Origin of the sequence: Pseudomonas sp. o96-267, from assembly GCF_003935465.1 — a bacterium.
Taxonomy (GTDB): domain Bacteria; phylum Pseudomonadota; class Gammaproteobacteria; order Pseudomonadales; family Pseudomonadaceae; genus Aquipseudomonas; species Aquipseudomonas sediminis.
This window is the reverse complement of sequence record NZ_RHQP01000025.1, coordinates 1-25,712: the sequence shown is the minus strand read 5'-3', so window position 1 is coordinate 25,712 and position 25,712 is coordinate 1. Positions and strand designations below refer to the sequence as shown.

Annotated in this window: 27 protein-coding genes; 8 read left to right on the top strand and 19 right to left on the bottom strand. The window is 63.1% G+C overall.

Annotated features, from left to right (window positions below; genetic code table 11):
• Positions 1 to 198: 198 nt before the first annotated feature.
• From EGJ86_RS16925 to EGJ86_RS16865, 12 genes are all read right to left on the bottom strand, one after another.
• The gene (locus tag EGJ86_RS16925; protein ID WP_125835890.1) at positions 199 to 513 is read right to left on the bottom strand and encodes a YkgJ family cysteine cluster protein; all 315 of its coding nucleotides are present in this window, start codon (positions 511 to 513) and stop codon (positions 199 to 201) included.
• A gap of 65 nt (positions 514 to 578) precedes the next feature.
• Positions 579 to 1,106, bottom strand: coding sequence for a DUF2878 domain-containing protein (locus EGJ86_RS16920; RefSeq protein ID WP_024307118.1), 528 nt, complete (start codon positions 1,104 to 1,106; stop codon positions 579 to 581).
• Positions 1,099 to 2,373, bottom strand: a complete 1,275-nt coding sequence (locus EGJ86_RS16915; protein ID WP_125835889.1) for a cyclopropane-fatty-acyl-phospholipid synthase family protein — start codon at positions 2,371 to 2,373, stop codon at positions 1,099 to 1,101. Before EGJ86_RS16915 ends, EGJ86_RS16920 begins: the two co-directional genes overlap by 8 nt.
• A complete protein-coding gene (locus tag EGJ86_RS16910) occupies positions 2,360 to 3,160 on the bottom strand; it encodes a DUF1365 domain-containing protein (RefSeq protein WP_125835888.1) in 801 nt (266 codons plus the stop codon). Before EGJ86_RS16910 ends, EGJ86_RS16915 begins: the two co-directional genes overlap by 14 nt.
• Positions 3,160 to 4,548, bottom strand: coding sequence for an FAD-dependent oxidoreductase (locus EGJ86_RS16900; protein WP_256672465.1), 1,389 nt, complete (start codon positions 4,546 to 4,548; stop codon positions 3,160 to 3,162). The genes EGJ86_RS16910 and EGJ86_RS16900 overlap by 1 nt, the downstream gene beginning before the upstream one ends.
• Entirely contained in the window at positions 4,545 to 5,300 is a 756-nt protein-coding gene (locus EGJ86_RS16895) for an SDR family oxidoreductase (protein ID WP_125835887.1), read from the bottom strand. The genes EGJ86_RS16900 and EGJ86_RS16895 overlap by 4 nt, the downstream gene beginning before the upstream one ends.
• Entirely contained in the window at positions 5,297 to 5,719 is a 423-nt protein-coding gene (locus EGJ86_RS16890) for a nuclear transport factor 2 family protein (RefSeq protein ID WP_021488182.1), read from the bottom strand. The genes EGJ86_RS16895 and EGJ86_RS16890 overlap by 4 nt, the downstream gene beginning before the upstream one ends.
• Complete coding sequence (phrB, locus tag EGJ86_RS16885) at positions 5,716 to 7,152, bottom strand: deoxyribodipyrimidine photo-lyase (protein ID WP_125835886.1); 1,437 nt, start codon at positions 7,150 to 7,152, stop codon at positions 5,716 to 5,718. The genes EGJ86_RS16890 and phrB overlap by 4 nt, the downstream gene beginning before the upstream one ends.
• A complete protein-coding gene (locus tag EGJ86_RS16880; protein ID WP_125835885.1) occupies positions 7,140 to 8,096 on the bottom strand; it encodes a MerR family transcriptional regulator in 957 nt (318 codons plus the stop codon). The genes phrB and EGJ86_RS16880 overlap by 13 nt, the downstream gene beginning before the upstream one ends.
• A gap of 4 nt (positions 8,097 to 8,100) precedes the next feature.
• Positions 8,101 to 9,051: a DUF523 and DUF1722 domain-containing protein gene (locus tag EGJ86_RS16875; protein ID WP_125835884.1), complete on the bottom strand. Its 951-nt coding sequence runs from the start codon at positions 9,049 to 9,051 to the stop codon at positions 8,101 to 8,103.
• Between the two features lie 167 nt (positions 9,052 to 9,218).
• Complete coding sequence (locus EGJ86_RS16870; protein ID WP_125835883.1) at positions 9,219 to 9,461, bottom strand: TIGR02450 family Trp-rich protein; 243 nt, start codon at positions 9,459 to 9,461, stop codon at positions 9,219 to 9,221.
• Complete coding sequence (locus tag EGJ86_RS16865; RefSeq protein ID WP_125835882.1) at positions 9,458 to 10,444, bottom strand: NAD(P)/FAD-dependent oxidoreductase; 987 nt, start codon at positions 10,442 to 10,444, stop codon at positions 9,458 to 9,460. The genes EGJ86_RS16870 and EGJ86_RS16865 overlap by 4 nt, the downstream gene beginning before the upstream one ends.
• Before the next feature lie 204 nt (positions 10,445 to 10,648).
• On the opposite strand from EGJ86_RS16865, the gene EGJ86_RS16860 reads away from it, so the two are divergent.
• The 4 genes from EGJ86_RS16860 to EGJ86_RS16845 all read left to right on the top strand — a co-directional run bounded on the left by EGJ86_RS16860 (position 10,649) and on the right by EGJ86_RS16845 (position 15,186).
• Positions 10,649 to 11,551 (top strand): TIGR01777 family oxidoreductase, encoded by a 903-nt coding sequence (locus EGJ86_RS16860; RefSeq protein ID WP_125835881.1) that lies wholly within the window; start codon positions 10,649 to 10,651, stop codon positions 11,549 to 11,551.
• A gap of 12 nt (positions 11,552 to 11,563) precedes the next feature.
• Complete coding sequence (hemH, locus tag EGJ86_RS16855; protein WP_099522336.1) at positions 11,564 to 12,586, top strand: ferrochelatase; 1,023 nt, start codon at positions 11,564 to 11,566, stop codon at positions 12,584 to 12,586.
• Between the two features lie 351 nt (positions 12,587 to 12,937).
• Positions 12,938 to 14,269 carry an MFS transporter gene (locus EGJ86_RS16850; RefSeq protein ID WP_125835880.1) on the top strand — a complete coding sequence of 444 codons (1,332 nt, stop codon included), beginning with the start codon at positions 12,938 to 12,940 and terminating at the stop codon, positions 14,267 to 14,269.
• 143 nt (positions 14,270 to 14,412) lie between these two features.
• Positions 14,413 to 15,186: a hypothetical protein gene (locus EGJ86_RS16845; RefSeq protein WP_256672464.1), complete on the top strand. Its 774-nt coding sequence runs from the start codon at positions 14,413 to 14,415 to the stop codon at positions 15,184 to 15,186.
• A gap of 104 nt (positions 15,187 to 15,290) precedes the next feature.
• On the opposite strand, the gene EGJ86_RS16840 is transcribed toward EGJ86_RS16845, so the two are convergent.
• Complete coding sequence (locus tag EGJ86_RS16840; RefSeq protein WP_125835879.1) at positions 15,291 to 15,632, bottom strand: zinc ribbon domain-containing protein YjdM; 342 nt, start codon at positions 15,630 to 15,632, stop codon at positions 15,291 to 15,293.
• A 466-nt stretch (positions 15,633 to 16,098) separates the two neighbouring features.
• On the opposite strand from EGJ86_RS16840, the gene EGJ86_RS16835 reads away from it, so the two are divergent.
• Positions 16,099 to 16,908 carry a gamma-glutamyl-gamma-aminobutyrate hydrolase family protein gene (locus EGJ86_RS16835; RefSeq protein WP_106732880.1) on the top strand — a complete coding sequence of 270 codons (810 nt, stop codon included), beginning with the start codon at positions 16,099 to 16,101 and terminating at the stop codon, positions 16,906 to 16,908.
• Between the two features lie 30 nt (positions 16,909 to 16,938).
• Here EGJ86_RS16835 and EGJ86_RS16830 read toward each other — a convergent pair whose 3' ends face one another.
• The 3 genes from EGJ86_RS16830 to EGJ86_RS16820 form a co-directional block, all read right to left on the bottom strand.
• The gene (locus EGJ86_RS16830) at positions 16,939 to 17,412 is read right to left on the bottom strand and encodes an LEA type 2 family protein (RefSeq protein WP_106732881.1); all 474 of its coding nucleotides are present in this window, start codon (positions 17,410 to 17,412) and stop codon (positions 16,939 to 16,941) included.
• Between the two features lie 54 nt (positions 17,413 to 17,466).
• Positions 17,467 to 18,312 (bottom strand): EamA family transporter, encoded by an 846-nt coding sequence (locus EGJ86_RS16825; RefSeq protein WP_125835878.1) that lies wholly within the window; start codon positions 18,310 to 18,312, stop codon positions 17,467 to 17,469.
• 121 nt (positions 18,313 to 18,433) lie between these two features.
• Positions 18,434 to 19,240, bottom strand: coding sequence for an outer membrane protein OmpK (locus EGJ86_RS16820; RefSeq protein ID WP_125835877.1), 807 nt, complete (start codon positions 19,238 to 19,240; stop codon positions 18,434 to 18,436).
• Positions 19,241 to 19,661: 421 nt separating this feature from the next.
• Between EGJ86_RS16820 and EGJ86_RS16810 the strand changes: the two genes are divergently transcribed.
• Positions 19,662 to 20,456, top strand: a complete 795-nt coding sequence (locus EGJ86_RS16810; RefSeq protein WP_125835876.1) for an SDR family oxidoreductase — start codon at positions 19,662 to 19,664, stop codon at positions 20,454 to 20,456.
• Between the two features lie 125 nt (positions 20,457 to 20,581).
• On the opposite strand, the gene EGJ86_RS16805 is transcribed toward EGJ86_RS16810, so the two are convergent.
• Positions 20,582 to 21,148, bottom strand: coding sequence for a TetR/AcrR family transcriptional regulator (locus tag EGJ86_RS16805; RefSeq protein ID WP_125835875.1), 567 nt, complete (start codon positions 21,146 to 21,148; stop codon positions 20,582 to 20,584).
• A 33-nt stretch (positions 21,149 to 21,181) separates the two neighbouring features.
• A complete protein-coding gene (locus EGJ86_RS16800; RefSeq protein ID WP_125835874.1) occupies positions 21,182 to 21,751 on the bottom strand; it encodes a PaaI family thioesterase in 570 nt (189 codons plus the stop codon).
• 95 nt (positions 21,752 to 21,846) lie between these two features.
• On the opposite strand from EGJ86_RS16800, the gene EGJ86_RS16795 reads away from it, so the two are divergent.
• Positions 21,847 to 23,052, top strand: a complete 1,206-nt coding sequence (locus tag EGJ86_RS16795; protein ID WP_125835873.1) for an MFS transporter — start codon at positions 21,847 to 21,849, stop codon at positions 23,050 to 23,052.
• Between the two features lie 15 nt (positions 23,053 to 23,067).
• On the top strand, positions 23,068 to 24,468 hold the full coding sequence (gene lpdA / locus EGJ86_RS16790) for a dihydrolipoyl dehydrogenase (RefSeq protein WP_125835872.1): 1,401 nt from the start codon (positions 23,068 to 23,070) through the stop codon (positions 24,466 to 24,468).
• Positions 24,469 to 24,630: 162 nt separating this feature from the next.
• Here lpdA and EGJ86_RS16785 read toward each other — a convergent pair whose 3' ends face one another.
• On the bottom strand, positions 24,631 to 25,587 hold the full coding sequence (locus EGJ86_RS16785; RefSeq protein ID WP_125835871.1) for a hypothetical protein: 957 nt from the start codon (positions 25,585 to 25,587) through the stop codon (positions 24,631 to 24,633).
• Between the last annotated feature and the right edge of the window lie 125 nt (positions 25,588 to 25,712).

The following is a 25,712-nucleotide window of genomic DNA, read 5'->3' as shown; positions in this document are numbered from 1 at the left end:
GGATTCGACTAATTAATAATAAATACGCTTTTATTCTATTTTTTTGATATCAAGCCATAAAGTGCGGCCAAGCAACGCACTGGATTGGTGCTGGCGCACTGAAATGGCTCGGCGTTGAGCCAGGGTGTTCCTTCATGGTTGATCGTTATGTATTTATAGAAATGCACTTACTCAGCATTAAAATTCATACATAAAATGTTACTGGCTGTAGGCGGTGGCAATGCCGCGCCGTTCTTCCAGGCATTCGGCGGCGCCGAGTTCGAACTCGCGGCAGATCAGCGGGCGTTGTGCGTAGATGGTGCAGCGCATGGTGTCGCGATCGAGTGCGATGCACCAGCCGTCGTCCAGGCGGCGCATGACCTCGCCACCCCAGTCGTCGGTATCGATGTAGCGTTGTGGCACGCCGGTGTCGCCGAACAGCATCACTTCCAGTTGGCAGCAGCAGGCTGCGCAGGTGCTGCAACTGATTTCGGGAGTGGTCGGCAGTTGGGTATGGGGGATGGTCTCGCTCATGGCGCGGCAGTGTACGCCACGCCGTGGCGATCAGGGGCTTGGGCTGACAGGCGCACAGCGCCACCCTAGGCCGAGCGCCGGCTACGCAGGCTCTGCTCGTATTGCCCGCGGTACAGCTTGGCGAAGCCATGCAGCACCGGCATCACCAGCGCCCAGACCAACGCAAGTATCGCCAGGGTCGGCCAGGTGCCGAGCGGCAGGGTGACGCCTGCGATCTTGGCACCGCCATAGTAGGAAAGCGGTGCGGCAAGCGCGCCCAGCAGGCTGCCGCGCCACCAGGGCTGCGCGGTCCAGGCAAGGCAGTGATTGAGCGTGCTGGCCAGCAACAGCCAGAGCAGGGCCAGCCATAGCGGGATCAACTGGCGCGGTTCACCGAAGTCGAACACCCCGAGGTTGAGCAGAAAGCTGTCCAGCGCGCTGCCGGCGAGAAATACGCTGAGCAGCAGTTTGCCTTCCGCCGCCCAGCTACTGACCCACAGCAGGTGCACGCCGATGATCGCCGCCACTACCAGCAGCCAGGGGCCATCGCCGGCGAACACGCAGACGAGCCAGCCGAGCTGGAACAGGAGAGCATTGGCGATCAGCTTAGGCATCGAAGTTTCCCAACAGTGGCGCAGGGCGAGCGGCCGGTTTGGCCAGCAGCAGTTGCGCGGTGCCAATGGTGCGTTCGAGGAAGCCACCTTCGCAATAGCAGAGGTAGAACTCCCACAGGCGATAGAAGTAATCGTCGTAGCCCAGCTGCTCCAGGCGCTGGCGGGCCTGACGCAGGTTGTCGTGCCACAGGCGCAGGGTGCGCGCGTAGTGCAGACCGAAGTCTTCCATATGGTGCAGGTTGAAGTCGGTATGGCGGGTGACCACGTCGAGCATCTTCTGCATCGAGGGTAGGGCGCCACCGGGGAATATGTAGCGCTGGATGAAGTCCACCGAGCGGCAGGCCTGCTCGTAACGCTGGTCTCGAATGGTGATGGCCTGGAGCAGCATCAGCCCTTCGGGCTTGAGCAGGCGCGCGCACTGCTCGAAATAGGTGGGCAGGTAGCGGTGGCCAACGGCTTCGATCATCTCGATGGAAACCAGCTTGTCGTACTGGCCTTCGAGGTCACGATAGTCCTCCAGCAGCAGGGTTACGCGGCCCTCCAGGCCCAGCTCGCGGATACGCCGCTCGGTGTAGGCGTACTGCTCGCGCGACAGCGTGGTGGTGGTCACCCGGCAGCCGTAGTGGGTTGCGGCGTAGAGCGCCATGCTGCCCCAGCCGGTGCCGATTTCCAGCAGATGATCGGACGGCTGCAGGGCCAGCTTCTGGCAGATGCGTTCGAGCTTGTTCAGTTGCGCCTTCTCCAGGCTGTCATCCTCGCGCCTGAACATGGCTGCCGAGTACATCATGGTCGGGTCGAGAAACTGCTCGAACAGGTCGTTGCCCAGGTCATAGTGCGCGGCGATGTTGCGCCGCGAACCTTGCCGAGTATTGCGATTGAGCCAGTGCAGACCCTGGATCAGCGGCCGTCCCAGGCGCGCCAGGCCGCCTTCCATGGCATCCAGTACGTCGAGGTTGGCGACGAAGATGCGGATCACCGCCGTCAGGTCCGGCGTGCTCCAGTAGCCGTGGATGTAGGCCTCGCCGGCGCCGATGGAGCCATTGCCGGCCACCAGCCCCCAGACGGCAGGATCGCTCACCCGGATCTCCGCGCGCAGCTCGCTCTGCGGCGTGCCGAAATGCAGGGTATCGCTGCCTTCCTGGATCAGCAGCAGGCCATGGCGCAGGTTTTCCAGCTGGCGCAGTACGGCGCGCCGCAGCAGGCCGGCGCCGATGCCATTGCCACTGCGTACCAGGCTTCGGGTGGAGGTCAGGCTAGAGCTCTTCATGGGGCGTGTCCTTCACGTACGGGCGGGCAACGCGGAAGCTGCCTTCCGCGGGGGAGTGGTCGAAAATCGGGATGCGCTTGAGCAGCAGGCGCAGGGCCTGCCAGTAGATGGCGGCCACGGTCTTGCCGGTCATCCAGGGGAAGCTGAGCAGATAGCGGTGCAGGCTGGCGCGGTCGAGCGCCTGGCGCTGCAGGCTGAGGCTGGCATCGAACATCTTGGTTGCGCCTTGCCAGTCGGCCATGTGCACGCCAAGGCGTTCACCGACAGGGCTGAAACTCATGCGGTATTCCATCTCGCGCGGCAGAAAGGGCGACACGTGGAAGGCCTTGTCCACGCTGACCTGGTGACGCCCGTCGCCCTCAGCCGGCAGTACGTAGTGATAGCGCTCGCGCCAGGGCGTGTTGCTGACTTCGCAGAGAATCGCCACCAGGCGTTCTTCGCTGTCATGGCAGTAGAAAATGCTCACCGGGTTGAAGGCCAGACCCCAGCTGCGTGGTTGCGTCAGCACGCAGATGCGGCCTTGCGGGCGTGTGCCCAGTGCTTCTTCCACGCGATTGCGCACCGCCTCGTGCAGTGCAATGCCCTGGCGGGTGGACTCGGGCAGGTAGTCGGTTTCGCGAAAGGCGAATGGCGCGAAGCGACCGGAGCCGGCCAGCTTCGACAACGCGAACAGCTGCGCCTGCTCACTCAGATCGAGATACAGCAGGCCCATGCGATAGTGAAAGGCATGGGCGCGCGGGGCGAAGCGACGATGCTGCACCCAGCCGCTGTACAGGGCGCTGTGCATCACAGCGTCTCTCCGAAGGCGCGCGCCACGCGCAGCGCGCTGACCACACCGTCTTCATGGAAGCCGTTGGCCCAGTAGGCGCCGCAGTAATAGCTGTGCTGGGCGCCGAGCAACTCTTCCCAGCGCGCCTGCGCGGCGGTGCCGGCCAGGCTGTATTGCGGGTGAGCGTATTGGAAGCGTGCGAGGATCTTGCTCGGGTCGATGGCGGCCGTCTGGTTGAGGCTGACGCAGAAGGTGGTATCGCTGTCGATGCCCTGCAGGATGTTCATGTTGTAGGTCACGGCCGCCATCTGATCGGCGGATCGCTGCAGAGCTACTGCGCTCGGCCATGCTGCGTTTAAATCCGGCTCGGGATGCTCATTTACGCCGAGTAAACTGCGCTCCCTCGCCGGATTTCGCCTTGCCTGACCTTCGCTCGCTACGCTCTGAAGCGACCCGCACGGCCCACCCAGACGATAGTTCCAGCTGGCCCAGGCCAGCTTGCGCTTGGGCAGCAGGCGCGTGTCTGTATGCAGCACCACGTCGTTGTTGGCATAGGGCAAGGCGCCGAGAATCTCCCATTCCTTTTCGCTGGCCTGATCGAGCAGGGCCAAGGCCTGGTCGCTGTGGCAGGCGAAGATCACCTTGTCGAATCGTTCGCTGCCGGCTGCGCTGTGCAGGGTGACGCCGTCCTGATCACGGACGACGCGGCTGACCGGGCAGTTGAGACGAATGCGCTCGGCGAAGCTGGCGGTCAGCGGTGCCACATAGCTGCGTGAGCCGCCTTCGATCACCTGCCAGGTCGGGCGGTCGCTGACCGAGAGCAGGCCGTGGTTCTTGCAGAAGCGCACGAAGAACTGCAGCGGGAAACCGAGCATGTCGGCCAGCGACATCGACCAGATGGCCGAGCCCATCGGCACGATGTAATGCTCGATGAAGCGGCGGCCGTAGCCGTTGCGCTCAAGGTACTGGCCGAGGGTGGTGTCGGCGTCGATGCGGTTGTTGGCCAGGTCGTTCAGCGACTGGCGATTGAAACGCAGGATGTCGCGCAGCATGCCCCAGAACGCCGGCGACAGCAGGTTGCTGCGCTGGGCGAACAGGGTGTTGAGGTCATGGCCGTTGTATTCCACGCCGGTGGTGGGGTCGCTGACCGAGAAGCTCATTTCGGTGGGCTTGAAGCCGACGCCGACTTGTCCCAGCAGGCGGACGAAGTTGGGGTAGGTCCAGTCATTGAAGACGATGAAGCCGGTATCGATGGCGTAACTGCGGCCCTGCACCTCTACGTCGACGGTGTGGGTGTGGCCGCCGATCCAGTCACTGGCTTCGAACACCTGAATGTCGTGCTGGCGGTTGAGCAGGTAGGCACAGGTCAGGCCGGCGATGCCGCTGCCGACGATGGCGATTTTCATGCGTTGTCCTCGTTACGCGCCAAGCGGCGACCTATGGCCAGTTGCAGGCTGCTGGGCAGGCTGCCGAGCAGTTTCAGGATGGCGATGAAGGGGGTGGGGAACGCGATCTCGTGCGGGCGCTTGTCCAGGCGTGCGGCGATGTGCCGTGCGGCGCGCTCCACCGGCCAGCGCATGGGCATGGGGAAGTCGTTCTTCTGCGTCAGCGGGGTATCGACGAAACCAGGACTGACCAGGGTGACGTCGATGCCTTCTGCCGCCAGGTCGATGCGCAATGTCTGCATCAGGTAGCGCATCGCCGCCTTGGACGCACCGTAGGCCTCGGCGCGTGGCAGCGGCAGGAAAGTGACCGAACTGCCGACGCCGACCAGGTGCGGGCGGTTCGCTCGGCGCAGCAAGGGCAGGGCAGCCTCGATGCAGTAGCTGGCGGCGAACAGGTTGGCGTTGACCACGCGTTCGATCATCGCCGCCTCGAACTGGCGCACCTCGATGTATTCGCAGGTACCGGCGTTGAGGATCACGCAATCCAGCGCGCCCCACTGTTGAGCGATGCGCTCGCCAATCGCGCGCACCTGCTCGGCGTCGGTCAGGTCGCCGGGAGCGACCAGCACCTGTTCGCCATAGCGCGCGGCGAAATCCTGCAATGGGCCGCTGCTGCGTGCGCTCAGCGCCAGTTGATGGCCGGCCTTGAGCAACTCCTCGGCCAGTGCGGCACCGATACCGCTGCTGGCGCCAGTGAGCCAGATACGTTTCATGCCAGCCTCCGCTTCAACCAGGCGATCACGCTGCCGAGCAGCGGCAGGTGTTCGTAGAGCAGTGCGCCAGCATCGAAGTAGTCACGGTGTTGATAGACGCGCTCGCGCCAGAGCAGGTGCGAGCAGCCTTCGACGGCGATCTCGGCGCCGCCGCGCAGGCGCGGATGGCGATAGCGCATGGTCCAGCGCAGGTAGCCTTCGCCTTCGGCGACCTGATCGAAGCCGTGAAATTCGAAATGCAGCGCTTCCACATTGGCGTACAGCTCGGCGAAATAGCGGCGTACCGCCGTCAGGCCGTGCACCTCATGCAGCGGGTCGCGAAACAGCACGTCATCGCTGTACAGCTCGCCGAGCAGATCGAGGTTGTCCTTGTTCAGCGCGGCGAAGCGCTCGGCGAAATCGTGAAGGAATGCACTCATGCCGGAACCTCCCGCGCAGACAGGTTCTTGAACGCCGCTAGCGCGCGTTCACGCGAGCGCGACAGATCGACGATCGGGCGTGGATAACCGGCGGGCGCGAACAAGCCGCCCAGTGCGGATGGGTCATGAATATCGCGCTTGTTCAGCCCGGCCAGCTCTGGCACCCACTGGCGAATGAACTGGCCTTCGGGGTCGAACTTCTGCGACTGGCTGATCGGGTTGAAAATGCGGAAGTACGGCGCTGCATCGGTGCCGGTGGAGGCGCTCCATTGCCAGCCGCCGTTGTTCGCCGCCAGGTCGCCATCGATCAGGTGACGCATGAAGAAGCGCTCGCCCTCGCGCCAGTCGATCAGCAGATTCTTGGTCAGGAACATGGCGACGATCATGCGCAGGCGGTTGTGCATCCAGCCGGTTTCCAGCAGTTGGCGCATGGCCGCATCGATGATCGGCAGGCCGGTGCGGCCCTCTTGCCAGGCGGCCAGGTCTTCCGGGGCGTGGCGCCATGGCACCGCCTCGGTTTCCAGGCGGAAGGCACGGTGGCGCGATACCCGTGGGTAGCCGACCAGTGTGTGCTTGTAGAACTCACGCCAGAGCAGCTCGTTGATCCAGGTGACGACGCCTGGGTTACCACTGTCGAACTCGCCCTGATTGGCCGCGAGCGCGGCATGCAGGCATTGGCGCGGCGATACGACGCCGGCGGCCAGATAGGCCGACAGCTGGCTGGTGCCAGGCCTGGCGGGGAAGTCGCGTTCGTCCTTGTAGTAGGTGACCTGCTCCTCGCTAAAGCGCTGCAGGCGCTGCAGGGCAGCCTCCTCTCCGGCGGGCCAGAGCAGGCGCAGGCTGGCGCTGGGTGTGGCGAAACCCTCTGTGGTTTCGGGTATCGCCTCACTGTTGATGGCCAGCGGCGTTTGCGCCTTCGGTGGGGTGATCAATGCCGGCAGGGCCGTGTGCAGGCGCTCGTAGCACACCTTGCGGAACTGGCTGTAGACCTGGAAGTAGCCGCCGGAGCGGGTCAGTACGCTGCCAGGTTTGAACAACAGCTGATCGAGGTGGCTGTGCCAGGCGATGGCCTGCTGGCCGAGGTAGGCGCAGACCTGCTGATCGCGCAGGCTTTCGTTGACGCCGTACTCCTCGTTGACGTGCACGGCGCTGATGTCGTGTTCATGGCAGACCTCGGCGACCTGCACCGGCGCCTCGCTCCAGTCGTCACAATGACGCACCAGCAGCGGCACATTGAGCGCCGCCCGGGCCTTGCCCAGCTCCGCCAGGTTGCGCAGCCAGAAGTCCACCTTGCTCGCGGCATCGTCATGGCGCTGCCACTGGCCGGGCGTGACGAGATACAGGGCGATGGTCGCGCCGCTGCTCATGGCGCGGCTCAGGGCGGTGTTGTCCTGGGTGCGCAGGTCGCTGCGAAACCACATCAGTTGCTGCATGGGGTTACCTCTTGGGTGCCGAGCAAGCCATGGCGCAGCAGCCAGGCGTGCGCGGCGAGCGGGTCGCTGGCCGACTCCAGGTCAGTCAGCGAGTCGCGGTGAATGTGAGCGGCGGGGCCGGCGAGCAGCAGCGGCACCCGGCATTGTTCGGCCAGACGGGGTAACTGGCGGCGTATCAGGGCGCCGTCCAGCGCTTCTTCGGCGTACAGCAGCACGGCGCGCGGGGCGATGTGCTCCAGCGCCGTCAGCAGTTCATTGGTCGGCAGCGGCCAATCGAAGACCTCCACCGGACAATCGCTGGCGCTGGCCAGCCAAGCGCACAGCCACAGGCCCGGCTCCATTGACGCCTCACCGAGGTTGATCAGCAGCAGCGGCGCGCCGCCGCCCTGGCGATTGCAGTGATAAATGCGAGTGGCCAGCTTGCTGCGTAGCCAGGAGAGGAAGAACACCTGCTCGGCGCGTGCGCCGAATTGGCCTTGCCAGCGCTGGCGCAGATCACCGAGCAGCGGCCACAGCAGTTGTTCCACCAGAGTGCTGGCTGGGTAGAGCGCCAGTGCCGAGTTGAAGCGGTCGTCGAGCCGTCGCTCGTTGAGCTGGGCGATGCAGCCGAGCAGTTCGTTGCGCTGACGTGACCAGGTATCGGTATGAGTGGCTTGCGACACCTGCTCATGGTCGAGCAGCGCCTTGACCTGGCCGACTGCAACGCCGCGCGCCAGCCAGGCGAGAATGGCGTTGATGCGCACGAGGTTGGCCGGCGAGTAGAGGCGGTGCCCCTTGGGTGTGCGGTACGGCACGATCAGGCCATAGCGGCGTTCCCAGGCACGCAGGGTCACGGCGTTGATGCCGGTGCTGCGGGCTACCTCGCGGATCGGCAGGTAGCCCTCATCGAGCGCCTGGCGGTAGTCGTGGCCGGTTTCTTCTTCGGCAATGGTTTCGCTGGTCATGGCATCACAGCGCGTTGCGCAGGCTGAGTGGCTCGGGGTGCGGCTGCAGATACGCCTGCTCGGCGATATAGCGATCCGGGTGACGGCGGAAGTGGTGCTTGAGCAGCGTCAGCGGTACCACCAGCGGCACGATGCCCTCGCGGTATTGACCGATCAGTTGCTGCATCTCCTGCTTCTCATCGGCACTCAGGGTGCGTTTGAGGTAGCCGCTCAGGTGCTGCAGCACATTGCTGTGGGTGCCACGGGTGGCGCATTTCTTCAGCGCGCTCATCAGTTCGCTGAAATAGCGCGGCGCCAACTCGCCCAGGTCGTGCTGGCTGAGGTCGCCGAGCATGCGCCCGAGCGACTTGTAGCGCACCGGATCGGTGGCCATCAGCAGGTACTTGTAGCGCGAGTGGAAGGCGATCAGTGAACGGCGCGTCAGACCCTGCAGCAGCAAGCGTTGCCATTCGGCGTGGGCGTAAACGCGGGTGATGAAGTTCTCGCGCAGGACCGGGTCGTTGAGGCGACCGTCTTCTTCCACCGGCAGATCTGGATGCCGCGCGCAGAAGGCGGCGGCGAAGATGCCGCGGCCCGGCTCGCTCGGGCGTCCGCCTTCCTGGTAGACCTTGACCCGCTCCAGGCCGCAGGAGGGCGACTGCTGCATGAAAATGTAGCCGCTGATGCCTTGCACCTCGTTGGCCATGCGTTCGCCATAAGCGGCCAGGGCATCGGTGACGTCTCGCGAGCGGTCGACGGTGCCGACGGCGCGCGGCGCTTGTGGATCGCCGACCAGGCGAATCGGCTCCCGAGGGATCGACATGCCGATGCCGACTTCGGGACAGACCGGGATGAAATCGAAGTGTTCGGTCAGGCTGCGGCTGCACAGGCGTGACAGCTTGTGGCCGCCGTTGTAGCGGACTTCGGCGCCCAGCAGGCAGGCGCTGATGCCCAGTTTGGCTTTGCTCGCTTGCATAACCTGACCTCATTAGACCTTGTACATGAAGTGATCCATGTACAACTTGTGTCTATCATAGGTGCGCAGTTATACAAGTCAAATACTTCGTATAGGTTTGGTATTGGTTTTTCTGTGCATGCAGGCGGCGTCAGCCGAGGGTGCTGCCGCCAGGTATCACGGGAGGGTCAGCGCCAGCCTTGCAGCCAGCGTTCGCTGTCCTGCAACTGGCGCCAGTCGAGTTGCTGGCTGCGTTGCGTGAGCACCGCCTGAAGCTCGACGCCGAGGATGTTGTCTTGCTCGTCGCGGATCAGTTCGGTCACCAGGAAATGACGCTCGCGGTTCTGCGGCTGCGCGGCTGTCCATTTCGACAGCAGCAGTTTGCGCGGGTTGAGGCGGCGTTTTTCATGCCTGTTGTTGGGTTGGCTCATTGCAGATGCTCGAGCAGACGACGCGCAGCATCCTGGCCGCTGAGCCAGGCGCCTTCGACCCGCCCCGACAGGCACCAGTCGCCACAGGCATACAGGCCCAGATCGGCATCGGCCAGTGCCCCCCACTGATGCGCCTGTGCCGGGCGTGCATACAGCCAGCGATGGGCGAGGGTGAAGCTCGGCGGCGGCACGGCGCAGCCGATCAGCTCGGCGAAGGCGCCGTGCAACTGTTCGATCACCGCTTCCTTGGGCAGATCGAGATTCTGCCGGCTCCAGACGCTGCTGGCGTGCAGCACCCAGGTGTCGAGATGGTTGTCGCGGCCAGGTTTGCTCGGGTTGCGCGCCAGCCAGCCAAGCGGGCTGTCCTGCACGAAGCAGCCCTCGTCGCGAGTGTCCAGGGGACTGTCGAAACCCAGCGCGACCGCCCAGGTAGGGTCCATGATCACGCTCGCTGCGGCGCCAGCCAATTTCGGTGCGGCCGCCAGCAGGGCGCTGGCTTGTGGGGCGGGGGTGGCAACGATGACGTGGCTGTAAGGGCCGTGGCTGTTGCCTTCGGCATCGAGCAGGCTCCAGTAGCGGTCGCCACGGAACACTTCGGTAATGCGGCAGCTGAATTTGACCGGCAGCGCGCCGAGCATGGCGCGGGTGATGGCGCTCATGCGTGGGCAGCCGACCCAGCGCACTTGCTCATCCGGCGAGGCACTGAGCTGGCCGTCCTGGGCGTTATACAGGCTCGGCTGCCATTCGGCGACCCAGCCGCGGGCCTGCCATTGCTGTACCGCCTCGACGAAGCGGCGGTCACGTGCGGTGAAATATTGCGCGCCAAGATCCAGGCTGCCGGCGTCGCTGCGCTTGCTTGCCATGCGCCCGCCACTGCCACGGCTCTTGTCGAACAGTTCGATGTCCCGGCCAGCGGCGTGCAGGGCCTGAGCGGCCGATAGCCCTGCGATGCCGGTGCCGATGATGGCGATGGGTGCGTTCATGGTTACCTCGTCAGCGCTGAATGCTTTACAGGCTAAGACTTGGACAAAAGCTATACAAGAGTGTTTTCATGTACAGCTGTCGCCGAAAGCGGCGCTCCCTTGCTTTAGGTTTAGGACAAACACGGCAATCAATAAAGGCACGTGTGCGCGTCATGAACCAGACTAAAGGTGAAGTTTCTTCCATTGCCATGCGAGGACGATGCCATGCATATCCTGCTGACCGGCGGTACCGGTCTGATCGGGCGAGCGCTTTGCGCACACTGGGCCGAGCAGGGCCACCGCCTGACCGTCTGGAGCCGTGAGCCAAGCAAGGTCGCGCGCCTTTGTGGGGCCAATGTTCGAGGCATTGCCCGGCTCGAGGAGCTGGCTGAAGAGCCGTTGGACGCGGTGATCAACCTGGCCGGTGCCCCCATCGCCGACCGTCCCTGGAGCAGCAAGCGCAAGGCGTTGCTGTGGTCGAGCCGGATCGGTCTGACCGAGCAGTTGCTGACCTGGCTGCAACGGCGCCAGCAGCGCCCCGCAGTGCTGCTGTCGGGCTCGGCAGTGGGTTGGTACGGCAACGGCGGTGAACGTGAGCTGAGTGAAGATACGCCGCAGGTCACCGATGATTTCGCCGCGCAGCTGTGTGGGGCCTGGGAAGAAACTGCACAACGCGCCGAGGAGTTGGGGGTTCGTGTGGTGCTGGTGCGCACCGGCCTGGTGCTGAGCCCTGACGGCGGCATGCTCAAGCGTTTGTTGCTGCCGTTCAAGCTTGGTGTTGGCGGCCGGATTGGTGATGGCCGGCAGTGGATGCCCTGGATTCATATCGCCGATCAAATCGGCCTGATCGATTTTCTCTTGCAGCACGGAGATTCTCGCGGTCCTTATAATGCCTGCGCGCCGCTACCGGTGCGTAATGCCGAGTTCAGCAAAGCGCTGGGCCAGGCGCTGAGCCGCCCGACCATTTTCCCGGCGCCGGCCTTCGTCCTGCGCGCTGCACTCGGCGAGATGTCCGAGTTGCTGCTGGGCGGTCAGCGCGCCGTGCCGACGCGTCTGCTGGAGGCAGGTTTCAGTTTTCGTTTCACCCATCTGGATGTGGCACTAGCCGATCTACTGGGCCACCAATAGCTAGGATTTCGCATGACCGATCACGCATTGTTGCTGGTTAACCTGGGTTCGCCCGCGTCCACCGAAGTAGCCGATGTTCGCCGTTACCTCAATCAGTTCCTGATGGATCCCTACGTGATCGACCTACCCTGGCCGCTGCGTCGATTGCTGGTGTCGCTGATTCTGATCAAGCGTCCTGCGGCATCGGCGCACGCCTATGCCTCGATCTGGTGGGAAGACGGTTCGCCGCTGGTAGTGATCAGCCGCCGTCTGCAGGAAGCGATGAAGGCTCAGTGGACCCAGGGTCCGGTGGAACTGGCCATGCGTTATGGCGAACCGTCCATCGAGTCGACCCTGCAGCGTCTGGCCGCGCAGGGGATTCGTGAAGTGACCCTGGCGCCGCTGTATCCGCAGTTTGCCGACAGCACCACCACCACGGTGATCGAGGAGGTCAAGCGGGTGGTGCGTGAGCGTGGGTTGGACATGCGCCTGTCCACGCTGCCGCCGTTCTACGATCAGCCGGAGTATCTTGACGCCCTGGTCGCTAGTGCCAAGCCTTACCTGGAGCAGGAATTCGATCACCTGCTGCTGAGCTTCCACGGCCTGCCGGAACGTCACCTGCATAAGCTCGATCCCAGCGGTCACTGCCTGAAAGGCGACGACTGCTGCCGCAGCGCTTCGCCCGCGGTACTCGCCAACTGCTACCGCGCGCAATGCCTGCGCAGCGCCGAGCTGTTCGCTCAGCGCATGGGCCTGCGCCCGGAGCAGTGGTCGGTGAGCTTCCAGTCGCGCCTGGGGCGCGCCAAGTGGATCGAGCCCTACACCGAGACGCGTCTCGACGAGTTGGCGGCGCAGGGCGTGAAGAAGCTGCTGGTGATGTGCCCGGCCTTCGTCGCCGACTGCATCGAGACCTTGGAGGAGATCGGCGACCGTGGCCGCGAGCAGTTCGTCGAGGCCGGTGGCGAAAGCCTGCAGCTGGTTCCCTGCCTGAACGATCATCCTGACTGGGCGGCGGCGTTGAAGGTGTTGTGCGAGCGCGCGCCCGTCATGGTCTGAGGGCTCGTTGACCGTCGGGGTGAGCCATTCGCCTCGGCGGGTATGAAGCATTCGCCGATCTGATAACACCTTCGAGCGATACTCACTGCCGTTTATATCGTCCTAAGCTGGCGCTTCTTTCAACCGTCGCGCATCGCGTCAAGGGCACTTCTAAAAACTATCTGCGTTGTCATCGCTGCGTTAAAAACAGGCTGGAACGCCAGCCCGGTCAAATGCTCATTTACAACTCGTAAAGTCGAGCGCGACTCCGAGCGTTTTTCGCCTGTTTTTGCGGGGCCGCCATCGGTATTGCGCTGACTGCCTCGCCTACGTTTTTAGAAGCACCCCTAAGCGGTGCCGAGGAGAGCGTCCGTGCATAACAACAATAACGGCTATCCCTCCAGTGCCCGAGCCTGGACCACTGTTGCCATCCTGATGGTGGCGTATGTCCTGTCCTTCGTTGATCGGCAGATTCTCAACTTGCTGGTCGAGCCCATTCGCCGCGATCTGGCGATCAATGACACGCAGATGAGCCTGCTGATGGGCCTGTCGTTCGCTCTGTTCTATACCGTGTGCGGCATTCCGCTGGGCCGTGTGGCCGACACCCGCAGCCGGCGCGGGCTGATCGCTGTCGGCATTCTGTTCTGGAGCGCCGCTACCGCCGCCTGCGGCATGGCCAAGCTGTACTGGCAGTTCCTCCTGTGCCGCATCGGCGTGGGTGTGGGCGAGGCGGCGTTGTCGCCCGCCGCCTATTCGCTGATTGCCGACAGCTTTCCCGCCGAGCGCCGGGCCACGGCCATCAGCGTCTATTCCATGGGCGTCTACCTCGGCTCGGGCCTGGCCTTTCTGGTTGGCGGCCTGGTCATCCAGTTTGCCTCGGCGCAGGGTGATGTGACCCTGCCGCTGCTGGGCGAGGTACGCCCCTGGCAACTGATCTTCCTTATCTTGGGTATCGCTGGCGTGCTGTTCACGTTGTTGATGTTCGCGGTCAAGGAGCCTGCTCGGCGTGGCGCCGGTGCTGGGGTGGCGGTGCCGCTCAGTGAAGTGGGGCGCTACATTCGTGCCAATCGACGTACCGTGCTGCTGCACAATTTCGGCTTCGCCGGTTTGGCCTTCGCCGGTTACGGTAGCGCCGCCTGGATACCGACCTTCTTCATCCGTACCCACGGTTGGGATGCCGGCCAGGTCGGCATCGTCTACGGCAGTATCGTTGCGGTGTTCGGTTGCCTGGGGATCGTCTTCGGTGGGCGACTGGCTGACTGGATGGCCAAGCGCGGGCGCAGCGATGCCAACATGCGTGTCGGCCTTTACGCGGCCCTGGGTGCGTTACCCATGGTGGTGCTGTATCCGTTGGTGGACAGCGCATTCTGGGCCAGTGTGCTGATGGCCCCCACGGTGTTCTGCCTGAGCATGCCGTTCGGCGTGGCGCCAGCGGCGATCCAGGAAATCATGCCCAATTCGATGCGCGGCCAGGCGTCGGCCATCTATCTGTTCGTCATCACCCTGATCGGCCTTGGAGTGGGGCCGACCGCCGTGGCGCTGGTCACCGACTTCGTCTTCGCCGATGACGCCGCGCTGCGCTATTCGCTGCTGATCATCACCACCCTGGCAGTGTCGACGTCGATCATCCTCCTGGCCAAGAGCCTCAAGCCGTACCGCGAAAGCGTCACGCGGTTGGAGCAATGGGCCGCTAATCCGGCCTGAGCAGGCGCATTTTCCTGCCGTGTCGTGCGTTGATCGGCACGATTTATGCGCCAGGGCACAGGCAGCGTGGAATTTTTGCGCTTTACTGAGGTTCTGAGTGTTGCGCGCGCCATTGGGGCGCGTGCCAGCCAGGGAACCTCTGCATGGGAGCGAGGCCAGCGTCTGCTGCACACGGCAGGCCAATCAACAACTCGGTATTTTTGCAGCGGCTAGTGCTGCCAGGGCTGGCTGTGCTGTTGCTGCTCAGCGGCTGCAGTGGTCGTCTGGATAACGATTCCATCCTGCACACGCGCAATCCGCTCAAACCTGCCGAGGTGCTGCAGACGGACGTCGATCGCATGGCAACCCTGGCCATGCGTAACAACCTCAACAGCCTCTATCGGCTGATGAACAAGCTGTATCAACGTAACCCACGCGAGTGGCGCAAGAATTCCCTGCCCGACGCCGCTGCTGCCGAGCGCGCTATCCAGTACGCCATCGAACATAACCAGGACTGGCCAACCTTGGGCGGCCGACGTGATGTCGCTGCGCTGGATTATTCGCTGAGCCCGGCATTTCAGGGCGACCGCGTGGCAGCTTTCACCTATGCCATCGGCAGCATGCTGGTGACGGCTCACGGTGGGCGCACCGAGTTCTACCTGACCGACAGCTTCAATGCGCAGTTCATCCACAACGCCGCGCGCAATCTGGAGAAGGCCGGCTGGATGCTCTCGCAACGGCGTGACGCCACGGGCCAGCCGATGCTGCTATCCAACGAGTTCTCCGAGCAGGGCAACAACCTCAGCTATGCAGTGGAGTTCGGCAAGATGGTGGCGCGCCTCGATCTGCTCACCCATGTGCTGGAAGAGCGTTACCGGCGGATGGGCGCCAACTACGCCCAGAGCCTTTTTCTGCTGAATTTCCTGCCGGTGCAGTAGCACGCGCCCCTGTCCCTGGGCGCGCTCGCTGGGTGGGATCGCCGGCAATGGTGTCGAGCGTCCGTCCAGCAGCATCGACACCAGTTGCTCAGGGCAGGTGTAAATCAGACCTTGCGGACGAACTCGGACTTGAGCTTCATCGCACCGATGCCATCGATCTTGCAGTCGATATCGTGATCGCCGTCGACCAGGCGGATGCTCTTCACCTTGGTACCCACCTTGACCACCAGCGACGAGCCTTTGACCTTGAGATCCTTGATCACGGTGATGGTGTCGCCGTCCTGCAGCAGGTTGCCGACCGAGTCCTTGATCACGCGCGCATCATCGCTGTTCTCGGCGCTCTCGCCGGCTTTCCACTCGTGGGCACATTCGGGGCAGACCAGCTGCGTGCCGTCTTCGTAGGTGTATTCGGAGTTGCATTTGGGGCAGGGCGGCAGAGCGGTCAAGGCTTGTCCTCGGTGAGCAGGAATAAACCGCAGATTATATAGGGTTTTGTGCGTTGGCGCCGCTCTAGGACTTGGAACCACTGAGATGTGGGTGTTTTAAATATTGGACTTATTGCCGGGGGTGGTTTGCCTGAATCACCCTTGAAACGCCATTTTATGGGCGTTCACTTGATATGCAAACAATGAGGTATCAGAAAATCTCGAGTAGATTTGTTTGACATATTTTACGGCTCGGGCAGACTGGCTGCAGATTCCGTTGCCGAACCGGGTAACGGGCAGCATCGCTGCAGCCCCTCTCTGGATAGAGTTGACCCGGTTCGAGCCGCCGTCGGAAGGCGGCACTCAGGCTCAGGATGAGTCTCGGTGCGCGGGGTTAGCCAAACAGGCCGCACGTGTTACAGCAGAGTGTTCTGCTGGCCAGCGGTCTGCACAGCAACGATAGGCCCGGCCTGTCCCAAGGTGACGTATGTCCGACAACAAGATCCGCAACACCCCCAGCAAGAACAATCTCCGCAAGCCCGTCGTGTTGATGTCCATGGGCGCTCAAGAGCGCAAGGGCCACGACTATCAGGTAATGACCCACAAATACATTCAGCCCCTGGTTGAGTTCTCCGGTTGTGTGCCGGTGCTGGTGCCCACCTGCTGTGGCATCGACGACCTCGAACAGTACCTGGACATGGCTGATGGCGTGTACTTGACCGGTGCCGGCAGCAACATCGACCCGGCGCTCTATGGCCAGGAAAACGAGACGCCGAACAAAGGCCAGGACCGCGATCGCGACCTGTTCGATCTACCGTTGATCCGTGCCGCCATCGCTCGCGGTCTGCCGATCTTCGGTATCTGCCGCGGCATGCAGGAAATCAACGTGGCGCTGGGTGGCGACATCTACCAGAAGGTCTACGCCGAGCCGGGTTTCAACGACCATCGCGAGAATCCCGATGACCCGGTCGAGGTGCAGTACGCGCCCAGCCACAGCGTGCGTCCGGTGGCTGGCAGCTGGTTCGCCGAGCTGATGGGCAAGGAAGAGATTCAGGTCAACTCCCTGCACGGCCAGGCCATTCGCAACCTGGGCAAGGGGCTGGAAGTGCTGGCCACCGCCGAGGATGGTCTGATCGAGGCGATCCACGCGCCGAGCCTGTCGCCCTTCCTGTTCGCGGTGCAGTGGCACCCGGAATGGCAGGCGGCGAAGAACCCGGATTCGGTGAAGATCTTCCAGGCTTTCGGTGACGCCTGTCACCGCCGAGTCGCCTCGCGCAACAGCCGTCAGGCTGCCTGATCCGCGCCAAACGCGCCGCTGGCCCCTGCATCAGTAGGGGCTTGGCGGTTGCGGCCAGTTCAGGGTGCCGCTGTCGCTGAAGCGACGCGTGCCGAACAGGCCATCGGCGAGTTTTCCGCGCAGCACGTAGGGCACTTCCTGGCCGGGTTGATAGCCGGCCGCGCCCCAGGCCTGACGCACCACTGAAAACGCCGAAATGCTCACCGGGACGCTCAGTACCGTCTCGCCGAAGCGTGGCACGCTGCCGCTCTGGTCGCTGACGCCACTGGCCAGCGGTTGGCCGTTTACGTCCAGATCCAACGCCACGCCGTTGAAGCTCACCGCGCTGTCATTGGGGTTCTGCACTCGCAGCTTGACCGCGAAACGCACTTCCAGGCCCTGACCGGGCAAAGGTTCCAGGCCGACGAGGTCGACCCGTAGCGGATCACGATTGCTCAGGCTGGCGCAGGCGCCCAGGCTGGCCGCGAGCAGGCTGATCAGACAGAGACGGAGCAGGCGAGGCATGACGATCTTCCCTGGACTTGATGGGTTCAGGATAGAAGACCGCAGTGCGCGCCATTAGCTCCCGGCACGTTGCCGGCTGCCCAGCACCAGTGCGATACCGCCGAGCACGGCGACGGCACTCAAGGTCAGGCGCAGAGACAGCGCTTCGCTCAGTAGCAGGCTGCCGCCGAGAGCGGCGAGAATCGGCACGCTCAGTTGCACCGTGGCGGCCTGGCTGGCGCGTAGTCCTGGCAGGGCGCTGTACCAGATGGCGTAGCCAACGCCGGAGGTCAGGGCGCCGGACAGCACGGCGTAGGACAGGCCTGGCCCGTCCCAGTCGAGGTGTGGCAGCAGCACCAGCGCCAGCAGCAGGGCCAAGGGGGCTGCACGCAGGAAATTGCCGGCGGTCACGGCCAGCGGATCACCCTGGCCACGCCCAAACAGCGAGTACGCTCCCCAGGCGATGCCGGCCAGCAGCATCAGCAAGGCCGCCAGCAGTGGTGGCGCACTGGCGCCGGGTAGCAGCAGCGCCAGCAGGCCGGCCGTCGCCAGCGCCGTGCCGAGGCTGGCGCCCAGCCCCAGGCGTTCGCCACGCAGCAAGCCCCAGAGCAGCATGCTCAATTGCACCGAGCCGAACAGCAGCAGGGCGCCGATGCCGGTATCCAGTTGCAGATAGGCGAAGGAAAACGTCGCGGCGTAAGTGAACAGCGCCAGTGCGCCTGGCCAGTTACCGGCGATGGGTTGCCTGGCCTGCCTCAGCCTGAGCAACAGCCAGAGCGTCAGCGCGCCAGCGAGCAGGCGGATAGCCGTGAAGCTGGCGGCATCGATGTCGGTTTCACGCAGCGCCAGACGGCACAGCAGCGAGTTGCCGGCAAAGGCCAGCATGGCAAGGCAGGTAAGCAGCAGGATACGCGGTGGCATCGTCCATCCTTGGGTGAAGGTCTGGTGATGCCGTGCAGCTAACCACGCCAGGCTGGTCGATGGCATTGGCAGAAGGTCGCAAGTGGCTGCGACCTTGGCCATTCAGGCGGGGGGCAAACGATCAGAAGTGCACTTTGACCAGCAGGCTGGCGGTGTTCTGATCGGTGGAACCTACGAAGTTCTCGCTGACGAATCCGCCGTCCTTGATGCCGTACTTGTTCTTCCAGTAGTCGTATTCGATACCGACGTAGAGCTGTTTCTCGCCCCACTTCAGCGCTTTGCCCAGGTCGTACTTGATCTGTGGGTTGAAGTGCAGGTTGGCGTGGTAGTCGCCACGGCGGTTGCTGTCGTTGTCCACCACCCAGTCCATGAAACCGTCGATGAGGATGTCCGATTCGCCGACGGGGATGGTGTAGCTCCACACCGGGGTGATCTGCCAGACGTTGCTGCCGGGACGGCTGCCGTCGGTGGTGCGCAGGTAGGTGTTGAGCTGGAAGTAATCGAAGCCGGGGATGTCCAGGTCGACCGCCGGGCCGATCAGGTAGGACTCGACGTCGTCTTCACCGAACTCGTAGGTGGTGGAGATCAGCACGTCCTTGATCGGCCCGAAGGAGAAGTCGGCACCGGTGATCTTGCCCAGCGAGAAGCGCGGGCTGAATTCACCATAGAAGGTATGGCCGTCACCCGCGCCGTTGGTGGCGTCGGTGTTGTACTTGATCACGTCGACGAACAGGAACAGGTCACCGAAGCTCCAGCCGCTGGCGTGCTCGAAGGTGATGGTCTGCTGGATTTCCGGGTCGATCTTGAAGTCCTGGCCATAGAGGTAGGTCAGGCTGTTGTTCTGCCACTGCATCAGGTCACCGGCAATGGCCTGGCCGCCGGCCAGCAAACCGCCGGCCAGTGCCAGCGAAGAGAGAGTGCGATTCATGAAAGCTCCTGGTGGTTAAGACGTGTCGTTATGGTTTTTTTGCCTGCCATTCATGGCGGTTGCCCTTGCGGAGCCGACGTCAAAAATCGCTCCCGGCGTTTTTAAACCTGTCCGTCTGGTCAGGCTGGTGCTGCTAGAGCAAAAACGGCGCCAATTCTCTTGATTGTGCATATCCCTTGCAAATCAAAAGGATGCGCGGAATTTTCAGGTTCGCTCCAGTGCTATTGGTGCACCTTTTTCTGACCAAAAGGACAAAAACAGCCATAACTTGGTGCGCAACCGTCTGGCGGCTGCTGTGATGCTTTTCCAACGCTGTGCTTGATTAGTTTGATTATGGTCGTAATATGATTTTTAAATTACGACTGTAATCTTATAGGTGAGAGGATGCCCTCTCACTCATCACACCCCCTGGAGACTTGCCATGAATGCCCAATCCGCCCTCGGAACTGCCCTGATCACCGGAGCCTCGTCTGGCATCGGCGCCACGTATGCCGAGCGCCTGGCCCGGCGCGGCCATGACTTGCTGCTGGTGGCGCGTGATGCTCAGCGCCTGCAGACCCTGGCCAAGCGCCTGGGCGCCGAGTACGGCATTGCGGTCGAGGTGATGCCGGCGGATCTCACCCTCAAGGCCGATGTGCTCAAGGTAGAAAAGCGTCTGCGCGAGGACTCGAATGTCGCTTTGCTGGTTAACAACGCTGGGGTCGCCATGAACGGTCCATTGGCGTCCGCCGATCTTGACCAGGCCGAGACCATGATCCAGCTCAACGTGGTGGCCTTGACGCGTCTGGCGGCCGCAGCTGCAGCCAATTTCTCAGCAGCTGGGCGTGGCGGCATCATCAACCTCGGTTCGGTGGTGGCGCTGGCACCGGAAATGTTCAACGCCGTGTACAGCGCGACCAAGGCTTATGTGCTGAGCCTTACCCAGACCCTGGCTGGCGAATTGCGCGGTTCGGGTGTTCAGCTGCAGGCGGTGATGCCAGGCGTGACTCGCACCGAAATCTGGGAGCGCAGCGGCACCGATGCGTCGGCGCTGCCGCCGTCGATGATCATGGAGGTGGGCGAGATGGTCGATGCAGCGCTGGCTGGTTTCGATCAGGGCGAACTGGTGACCATACCCTCGCTGCCGAATGCAGCCGACTGGGACGCCTTCGTCGCTGCCCGCGCTGCCTTGGGGCCGAACCTGTCGCGCAACCAGGCGGCTGCGCGCTACAAGTGAGTCTGAAGCAGTCTCGTTATTGGCTATGTGCACGTGAGTGACGTTGTAGGAGCGGCTTCAGCCGCGAATTTCGCGGATAAATCCGCTCCTACGGGTGCACAGTTAACTCAGGCATAGCCTTGTCACTACGCGTCCTGCGCCTGCTCGATCAGCAGGCGACGGGTGGTTTTCAGCAAGCGGTCGGATAGCTCAGGATCCTTGACGCTGCGCGACAGCAGCAGGGCGCCGACCATGGCCGAGAGCATCAGTACGCTTTCGTTTTTCGCGTCTTCGCCTTTCAGGTTGTTCTCGATCAGCGCCAGGCGGTTGCGCACGATCACATCGCTAGTGGCACTGGGTTCGCCGCGCTGGCCGAGCTCTGCAGAGATGGTCGGCAGTGGGCAGCCAGCGCCAGGGTTGGCGCGATGCAGGCTGGACAGGTAATGCTGGATGAACGTCTGCAGCGGCGCTTCGGCCCCTTCCAGCGACTCGGCTGTGCTGCTTTCCAGCGTCTGTACGGCGTGCTGCAGCGCGGTTTCGACCAGGTCGTCCTTGGATTTGAAGTGCGCGTAGAAACCGCCATGGGTCAGGCCGAGCGCTTTCATCAGTGGCTGCAGGCCGGTGGCCCCGACTCCATCGCGGCGAAAACGCAGGGCCGCTTCTTCGATGATGCGTTGATGAGTCTTGGCCTTGTGGTCTTCCGAATAGCGCATGGCGGGCCTCGTCTGTCTATCAAATGGTGCTTGTCATCTTACACTGGCGTCGCTGTTCTGGCGCGGCGCATTCATATCGAGAATCAGGCAAGTGGTGGAGGCAACGGCATACAGGCGTTCGTCGACATCATAGAGACGCCCTTCAGCCAAGGCGGTGGAGCGACCGACATGAATGATCCGGCCTTCCGCGCGCACCGGTCCGGTCTCGCTGCGCAGCGCGCGGATGTAGCTCACTCGCAGGTCTGCGGTGGTGTAGCCCTGCCCCGGTTTGAGCAAGGTATGTACGGCGCAGCCCATGCAGGAGTCGAGCAGGGTCGCGATGTAGCCGCCGTGCACGCTGCCCAGCGGGTTGTAGTGGCGCTGATCCGGCGAGCCCTGGAACACGAACAGGCCGCTGGCCCATTGCACCGGAGTGAAGTCGAGCACGGCGTTGATCGGCGGGGAGGGCAGGTCGCCGCGGCCGATGCCGTCGAAGAAATCCATCGGCGACATGGCGGCCACTTCCGTCAGGCTGAGGGTGCCCGGGGCAGCGAGTTGATTGCGAATGGCCTGTTCTTCGGCGATCCAGGTGGCGAGGCGGGCGTCTCGAGATAAAGCAGTCATACGGGCTCCGAATATATATGATGGACGACATTTAATATTTCATATTATGGTTGAAATATAAACAACCGCCAGTCGCTGTCGATCGGAGCCTTGTCATGCAGCCTTCCCGCGTCCTGTTGATCATTCTGATGCTGCTCACCGCGCTGGGAGAGACGTCCACGCAGTTACTGATTCCCGCCCTGGGTGAGCTGGAACGTGGGCTGCAGGCCAAGCCTGGCAGCAGCCTGCTGGCGCTGTCGCTGTTCGTCGGCGCTTTCGGCTTGGGGCAATTGGTGCTGGGCCCGCTGTCGGATCGGCTCGGGCGGCGACCGGTGTTGCTCAGCGGTTTGAGCCTTTATCTGCTGGCCACCCTGGGCATGCTGCTGGCGCGGAACATCGAGGTGTTGATCGGCATGCGTGTGCTGCAGGGGCTGGGCGCCGGTGCGGCGCGGGTGCTGGCGCTGGCGCGCGCCATCGTCCGTGACGTGTGGCAGGAGCAGGCGGGGCCGGCCCTGGCGCTGACGGTGCGGGGCATGTTTGCGGCCATCGTGCTGTCGCCAGTGGTCGGTGGCCTGCTGACCCAATACGGCGGCTGGCGCGCGCCACTGCTGGCGACCGTGGTGCTTGGTAGCCTGGCGTTGCTCTCCGTGTTCACCCGCTACCGCGAGACGCACCTGCAGCGCGATCCCCAGGCTGGCCGGCTCAACGGCCTGTGGGCCAGTTACCGGCTGGTGTGGCCCAGTTGCCGCGCGCTGGCACTAACCATTGCCTGCACCTACGGCTCGATGTTCGTCGTGGTGGCCGGCTCGTCGTCGGTGTACATCGGCCTGCTGGGGCTGAGCGCCGCGCAATATGGGCTGACTTTTGCTCTGGTCGTTTCCGGCCTGCTCGGCGGTGCGCTGTTCACCCTGCGCAATGTGCAGCGCCTGGGGCCGCAGCGGGTGGTGGGCATCGGTGTCGCGCTCGTGCTGTTCGGATCCTTGCTGACCTTGGCGATCTACCTGCTGTTTGGCCTGTCGCTTCTGGGGCTGTCGCTGCCGCAGGTATTGGTGACGCTGGGCGGCGGCATGTTGCTGCCGGCCGCCGTGGCCGGTGCGGTGATTCCCAATCCGCAGCGTGCCGGGTTGGCGGCGGGGCTGATGGGCTTCTCGCAGATGGCCGGCGCCACCCTGGCCGGCCTGCTGCTGGGCGCCCTGCAGGATAGCTCGGCCTGGCCTATGGTTGCCTTGAACGCACTGTTCGCCGTGCTGGCGTTTCTGTTCTTCCACCTTCTGCGCACCCGCCAGGTCGTCACGGCTGCGGTGGCCGGCAAACTTCCCTGATTCGAGGACAAAGCAATGAGCAGCTATGACGTGGTCATCATTGGCGCCGGCCCTGGCGGTTACAACGCGGCGATTCGTGCCGGCCAATTGGGGCTCAAGGTGGCCTGTGTGGAGGGCCGCGAAACCCTCGGTGGCACCTGCTTGAACGTCGGTTGCATGCCGTCCAAGGCGTTGCTGCATGCGTCCGAACTCTACGAGGCCGCTGCCGGTGGTGAGCTCAGTGCCCTGGGTGTTGAGGTCACGCCGACGCTCAACCTGGTGCAGATGATGAAGCAGAAGGCCGACAGCGTCGAAGCGCTGACCAAGGGCGTGGAATTCCTGTTTCGCAAGAACAAGGTGGAATGGGTCAAGGGCTGGGGACGTATCGACGGCCCCGGGCGTGTACAGGTCAAACTGAGCGAAGGCGGCGAGCGCCTGCTGGAGACGAAGAACATCGTCATCGCCACCGGCTCCGAACCGACACCGCTGCCGGGCGTAAGCATCGATAACGCGCGCATCCTCGACTCTACCGGCGCGCTGTCGTTGCCCGAGGTGCCGAAGCACCTGGTGGTGATCGGCGCCGGGGTGATCGGCCTGGAGCTTGGCTCGGTATGGCGTCGGCTGGGTAGCGAGGTGACCGTGGTGGAATACCTCGACCGCATTTGCCCCGGCCTGGATGGTGAGACGGCCAAGACCCTGCAACGCACACTGGGCAAGCAGGGCATGAGCTTCAAGCTGGGTGCCAAGGTTACCGGCGCTAAGACGAGCAAGTCCGGTGTGACCCTGACGCTGGAACCGGCGGCAGGCGGCGCGGCTGAAGTGCTGGAAGCAGATTACGTGCTGGTGGCTATCGGTCGGCGTCCGTATACCAAAGGACTCGGGCTGGAGAGCGTCGGCCTGAACACCGACAAACGCGGCATGCTCGCCAACGAAAGGCACCAGAGCGGCGTGTCGGGCGTGTGGGTAATCGGCGACGTCACCTCCGGGCCGATGCTGGCGCACAAGGCCGAAGACGAGGCCGTGGCCTGCATCGAACGCATCGCCGGGCATGCGGCAGAGGTCAACTACGGGGTCATACCCGGGGTGATCTACACGCGCCCGGAAGTGGCCAGTGTCGGCAAGGGCGAGGAGGAGCTGAAGGCAGAGGGCCGCGCCTACAAGGTCGGCAAGTTCCCCTTCACTGCCAACAGCCGGGCAAAGATCAACCACGAGACCGAAGGCTTCGTGAAGATCCTCGCCGACGCCAACACCGACCAGATTCTCGGCGTGCACATGATCGGCCCGAGCGTTGGCGAGTTGATCGGCGAGTACTGCGTAGCCATGGAGTTCTCCGCCTCGGCCGAGGACATCGCGCTGACCTGCCACCCCCACCCGACCCGCTCGGAGGCAGGGCGCCAGGCGGCGATGGGTGTGCATGGTTGGACGATGCAGGCGTGAGAACGAGGCGCGGGGTCGTCCCCTTGCGCACCGGGAATTAGCCTAATGGCGCCGTTGCATCGGTGCGCGCGGCACACCCTACGGATGATCTGGCTGGGACATCACGGCGGTTCGCCTCGAACAAGCCCGATTGCATTCGGGCTATGTTGCCGCGCGAACCCCTTATTTCCCCAGATTGTCGATACTGAGATAGAGCGATAGCCACGGGTGTTCGGGCTGGGTGGCTTTGTTCTTTTCAATCAGGGAATGGATGAGCCTGAGGGGCAAGGTGTCCGAGGCCAGTTCTTCAATCGCGACGTTCTTCCATTTCCCTGAGCCATCTTTGCCAACCATGAAGGCCAGGATGGGTTTGTCCTGATTATTCAGGTTCTGATATTCCGGTAGGGTTGGCTCCCGGCTGGGGTCATTGCGCAGCATCGACGCTGCATAGGCCTCCAACTCTGCTGCTGGTGGCCAGTCTCTCCAGGCCTTCTCTCCCTCGCTCATGGTGCCGATCAACTGCGCGTCGCGCAGAAAGGCGGTTACCTGGGCCCATGGGACGGAGCCGTCTTGCCGTTGCAGCTCGTCGGCCAGGTCATAGGTGGCATTGCGGTGCTGTAGGTCGCGATTGGTCATTTCCAGAAACGCGACTTGGCGCTCTGCCGCAGTAAACAGCCCTGAGTCATCGAAGGAGATTTTTGAAAGCGTGACCCGGTCCAGTGCTGCGAACGGGTTTTCTGCCGAGCGACGGCTATGGATTTTCTCTTCACCGTAATGATGGCTGAGAAGATAGTTGGCCGCTTGCTGGGCCAGCGTTTGCCGTTCTGGGCTCGGGTCCTGAGGTACTTCCTTGAAGAGGTCGGCATTCTTGCCATGAGCCTTGATCTGCTGGTGGTTGCTTTCCAGAAACTCGTCGAAGCCAACTGCCGCGCTGGCCTTACCCGCGGACTCGCTCTTGAGTAGCAAGGATATCTTCGTGGCTGCGGGAGAGAGGGTTACCTTCACGCCGATATCAGTGCCAATACCCTGTAGGCCAGGTGATGATTTGGGTTGATCGACGTTGTACTGAATAACGGAGCTTGCCGTGCCCGCCTTAAAAGAGCGGTATGCCAGCAGACCTTCCACGCTGAAGTTTGTCATTTCCACATCCCTTGGTTTCTGCTGTCCTGTACGCGCAGTTAGTTACCGTGTAGTGGTCAACCCATCCCGGACAGTGGGTTAAGTTTTTCCTCGGCCACCGCAGGCGGTAGCCCATCGTTGAATTG

What these genes read in the sequence shown, in the direction of transcription:
- EGJ86_RS16825 (WP_125835878.1), bottom strand. Translation starts at nt 18,312, where the DNA reads ATGCCACCGCGTATCCTGCTGCTTACCTGCCTTGCCATGCTGGCCTTT.
- hemH (WP_099522336.1), top strand. Translation starts at nt 11,564, where the DNA reads ATGACCGATCACGCATTGTTGCTGGTTAACCTGGGTTCGCCCGCGTCC.
- EGJ86_RS16915 (WP_125835889.1), bottom strand. Translation starts at nt 2,373, where the DNA reads ATGAAGAGCTCTAGCCTGACCTCCACCCGAAGCCTGGTACGCAGTGGC.
- EGJ86_RS16845 (WP_256672464.1), top strand. Translation starts at nt 14,413, where the DNA reads ATGGGAGCGAGGCCAGCGTCTGCTGCACACGGCAGGCCAATCAACAAC.
- EGJ86_RS16805 (WP_125835875.1), bottom strand. Translation starts at nt 21,148, where the DNA reads ATGCGCTATTCGGAAGACCACAAGGCCAAGACTCATCAACGCATCATC.
- EGJ86_RS16795 (WP_125835873.1), top strand. Translation starts at nt 21,847, where the DNA reads ATGCAGCCTTCCCGCGTCCTGTTGATCATTCTGATGCTGCTCACCGCG.
- EGJ86_RS16890 (WP_021488182.1), bottom strand. Translation starts at nt 5,719, where the DNA reads ATGAGTGCATTCCTTCACGATTTCGCCGAGCGCTTCGCCGCGCTGAAC.
- EGJ86_RS16900 (WP_256672465.1), bottom strand. Translation starts at nt 4,548, where the DNA reads ATGAAAATCGCCATCGTCGGCAGCGGCATCGCCGGCCTGACCTGTGCC.
- EGJ86_RS16835 (WP_106732880.1), top strand. Translation starts at nt 16,099, where the DNA reads ATGTCCGACAACAAGATCCGCAACACCCCCAGCAAGAACAATCTCCGC.
- EGJ86_RS16925 (WP_125835890.1), bottom strand. Translation starts at nt 513, where the DNA reads ATGAGCGAGACCATCCCCCATACCCAACTGCCGACCACTCCCGAAATC.
- EGJ86_RS16820 (WP_125835877.1), bottom strand. Translation starts at nt 19,240, where the DNA reads ATGAATCGCACTCTCTCTTCGCTGGCACTGGCCGGCGGTTTGCTGGCC.
- EGJ86_RS16830 (WP_106732881.1), bottom strand. Translation starts at nt 17,412, where the DNA reads ATGCCTCGCCTGCTCCGTCTCTGTCTGATCAGCCTGCTCGCGGCCAGC.
- EGJ86_RS16860 (WP_125835881.1), top strand. Translation starts at nt 10,649, where the DNA reads ATGCATATCCTGCTGACCGGCGGTACCGGTCTGATCGGGCGAGCGCTT.
- EGJ86_RS16800 (WP_125835874.1), bottom strand. Translation starts at nt 21,751, where the DNA reads ATGACTGCTTTATCTCGAGACGCCCGCCTCGCCACCTGGATCGCCGAA.
- lpdA (WP_125835872.1), top strand. Translation starts at nt 23,068, where the DNA reads ATGAGCAGCTATGACGTGGTCATCATTGGCGCCGGCCCTGGCGGTTAC.
- EGJ86_RS16875 (WP_125835884.1), bottom strand. Translation starts at nt 9,051, where the DNA reads ATGCAAGCGAGCAAAGCCAAACTGGGCATCAGCGCCTGCCTGCTGGGC.
- EGJ86_RS16895 (WP_125835887.1), bottom strand. Translation starts at nt 5,300, where the DNA reads ATGAAACGTATCTGGCTCACTGGCGCCAGCAGCGGTATCGGTGCCGCA.
- EGJ86_RS16785 (WP_125835871.1), bottom strand. Translation starts at nt 25,587, where the DNA reads ATGACAAACTTCAGCGTGGAAGGTCTGCTGGCATACCGCTCTTTTAAG.
- EGJ86_RS16865 (WP_125835882.1), bottom strand. Translation starts at nt 10,444, where the DNA reads ATGAACGCACCCATCGCCATCATCGGCACCGGCATCGCAGGGCTATCG.
- EGJ86_RS16870 (WP_125835883.1), bottom strand. Translation starts at nt 9,461, where the DNA reads ATGAGCCAACCCAACAACAGGCATGAAAAACGCCGCCTCAACCCGCGC.
- EGJ86_RS16810 (WP_125835876.1), top strand. Translation starts at nt 19,662, where the DNA reads ATGAATGCCCAATCCGCCCTCGGAACTGCCCTGATCACCGGAGCCTCG.
- EGJ86_RS16910 (WP_125835888.1), bottom strand. Translation starts at nt 3,160, where the DNA reads ATGCACAGCGCCCTGTACAGCGGCTGGGTGCAGCATCGTCGCTTCGCC.
- EGJ86_RS16920 (WP_024307118.1), bottom strand. Translation starts at nt 1,106, where the DNA reads ATGCCTAAGCTGATCGCCAATGCTCTCCTGTTCCAGCTCGGCTGGCTC.
- EGJ86_RS16880 (WP_125835885.1), bottom strand. Translation starts at nt 8,096, where the DNA reads ATGACCAGCGAAACCATTGCCGAAGAAGAAACCGGCCACGACTACCGC.
- phrB (WP_125835886.1), bottom strand. Translation starts at nt 7,152, where the DNA reads ATGCAGCAACTGATGTGGTTTCGCAGCGACCTGCGCACCCAGGACAAC.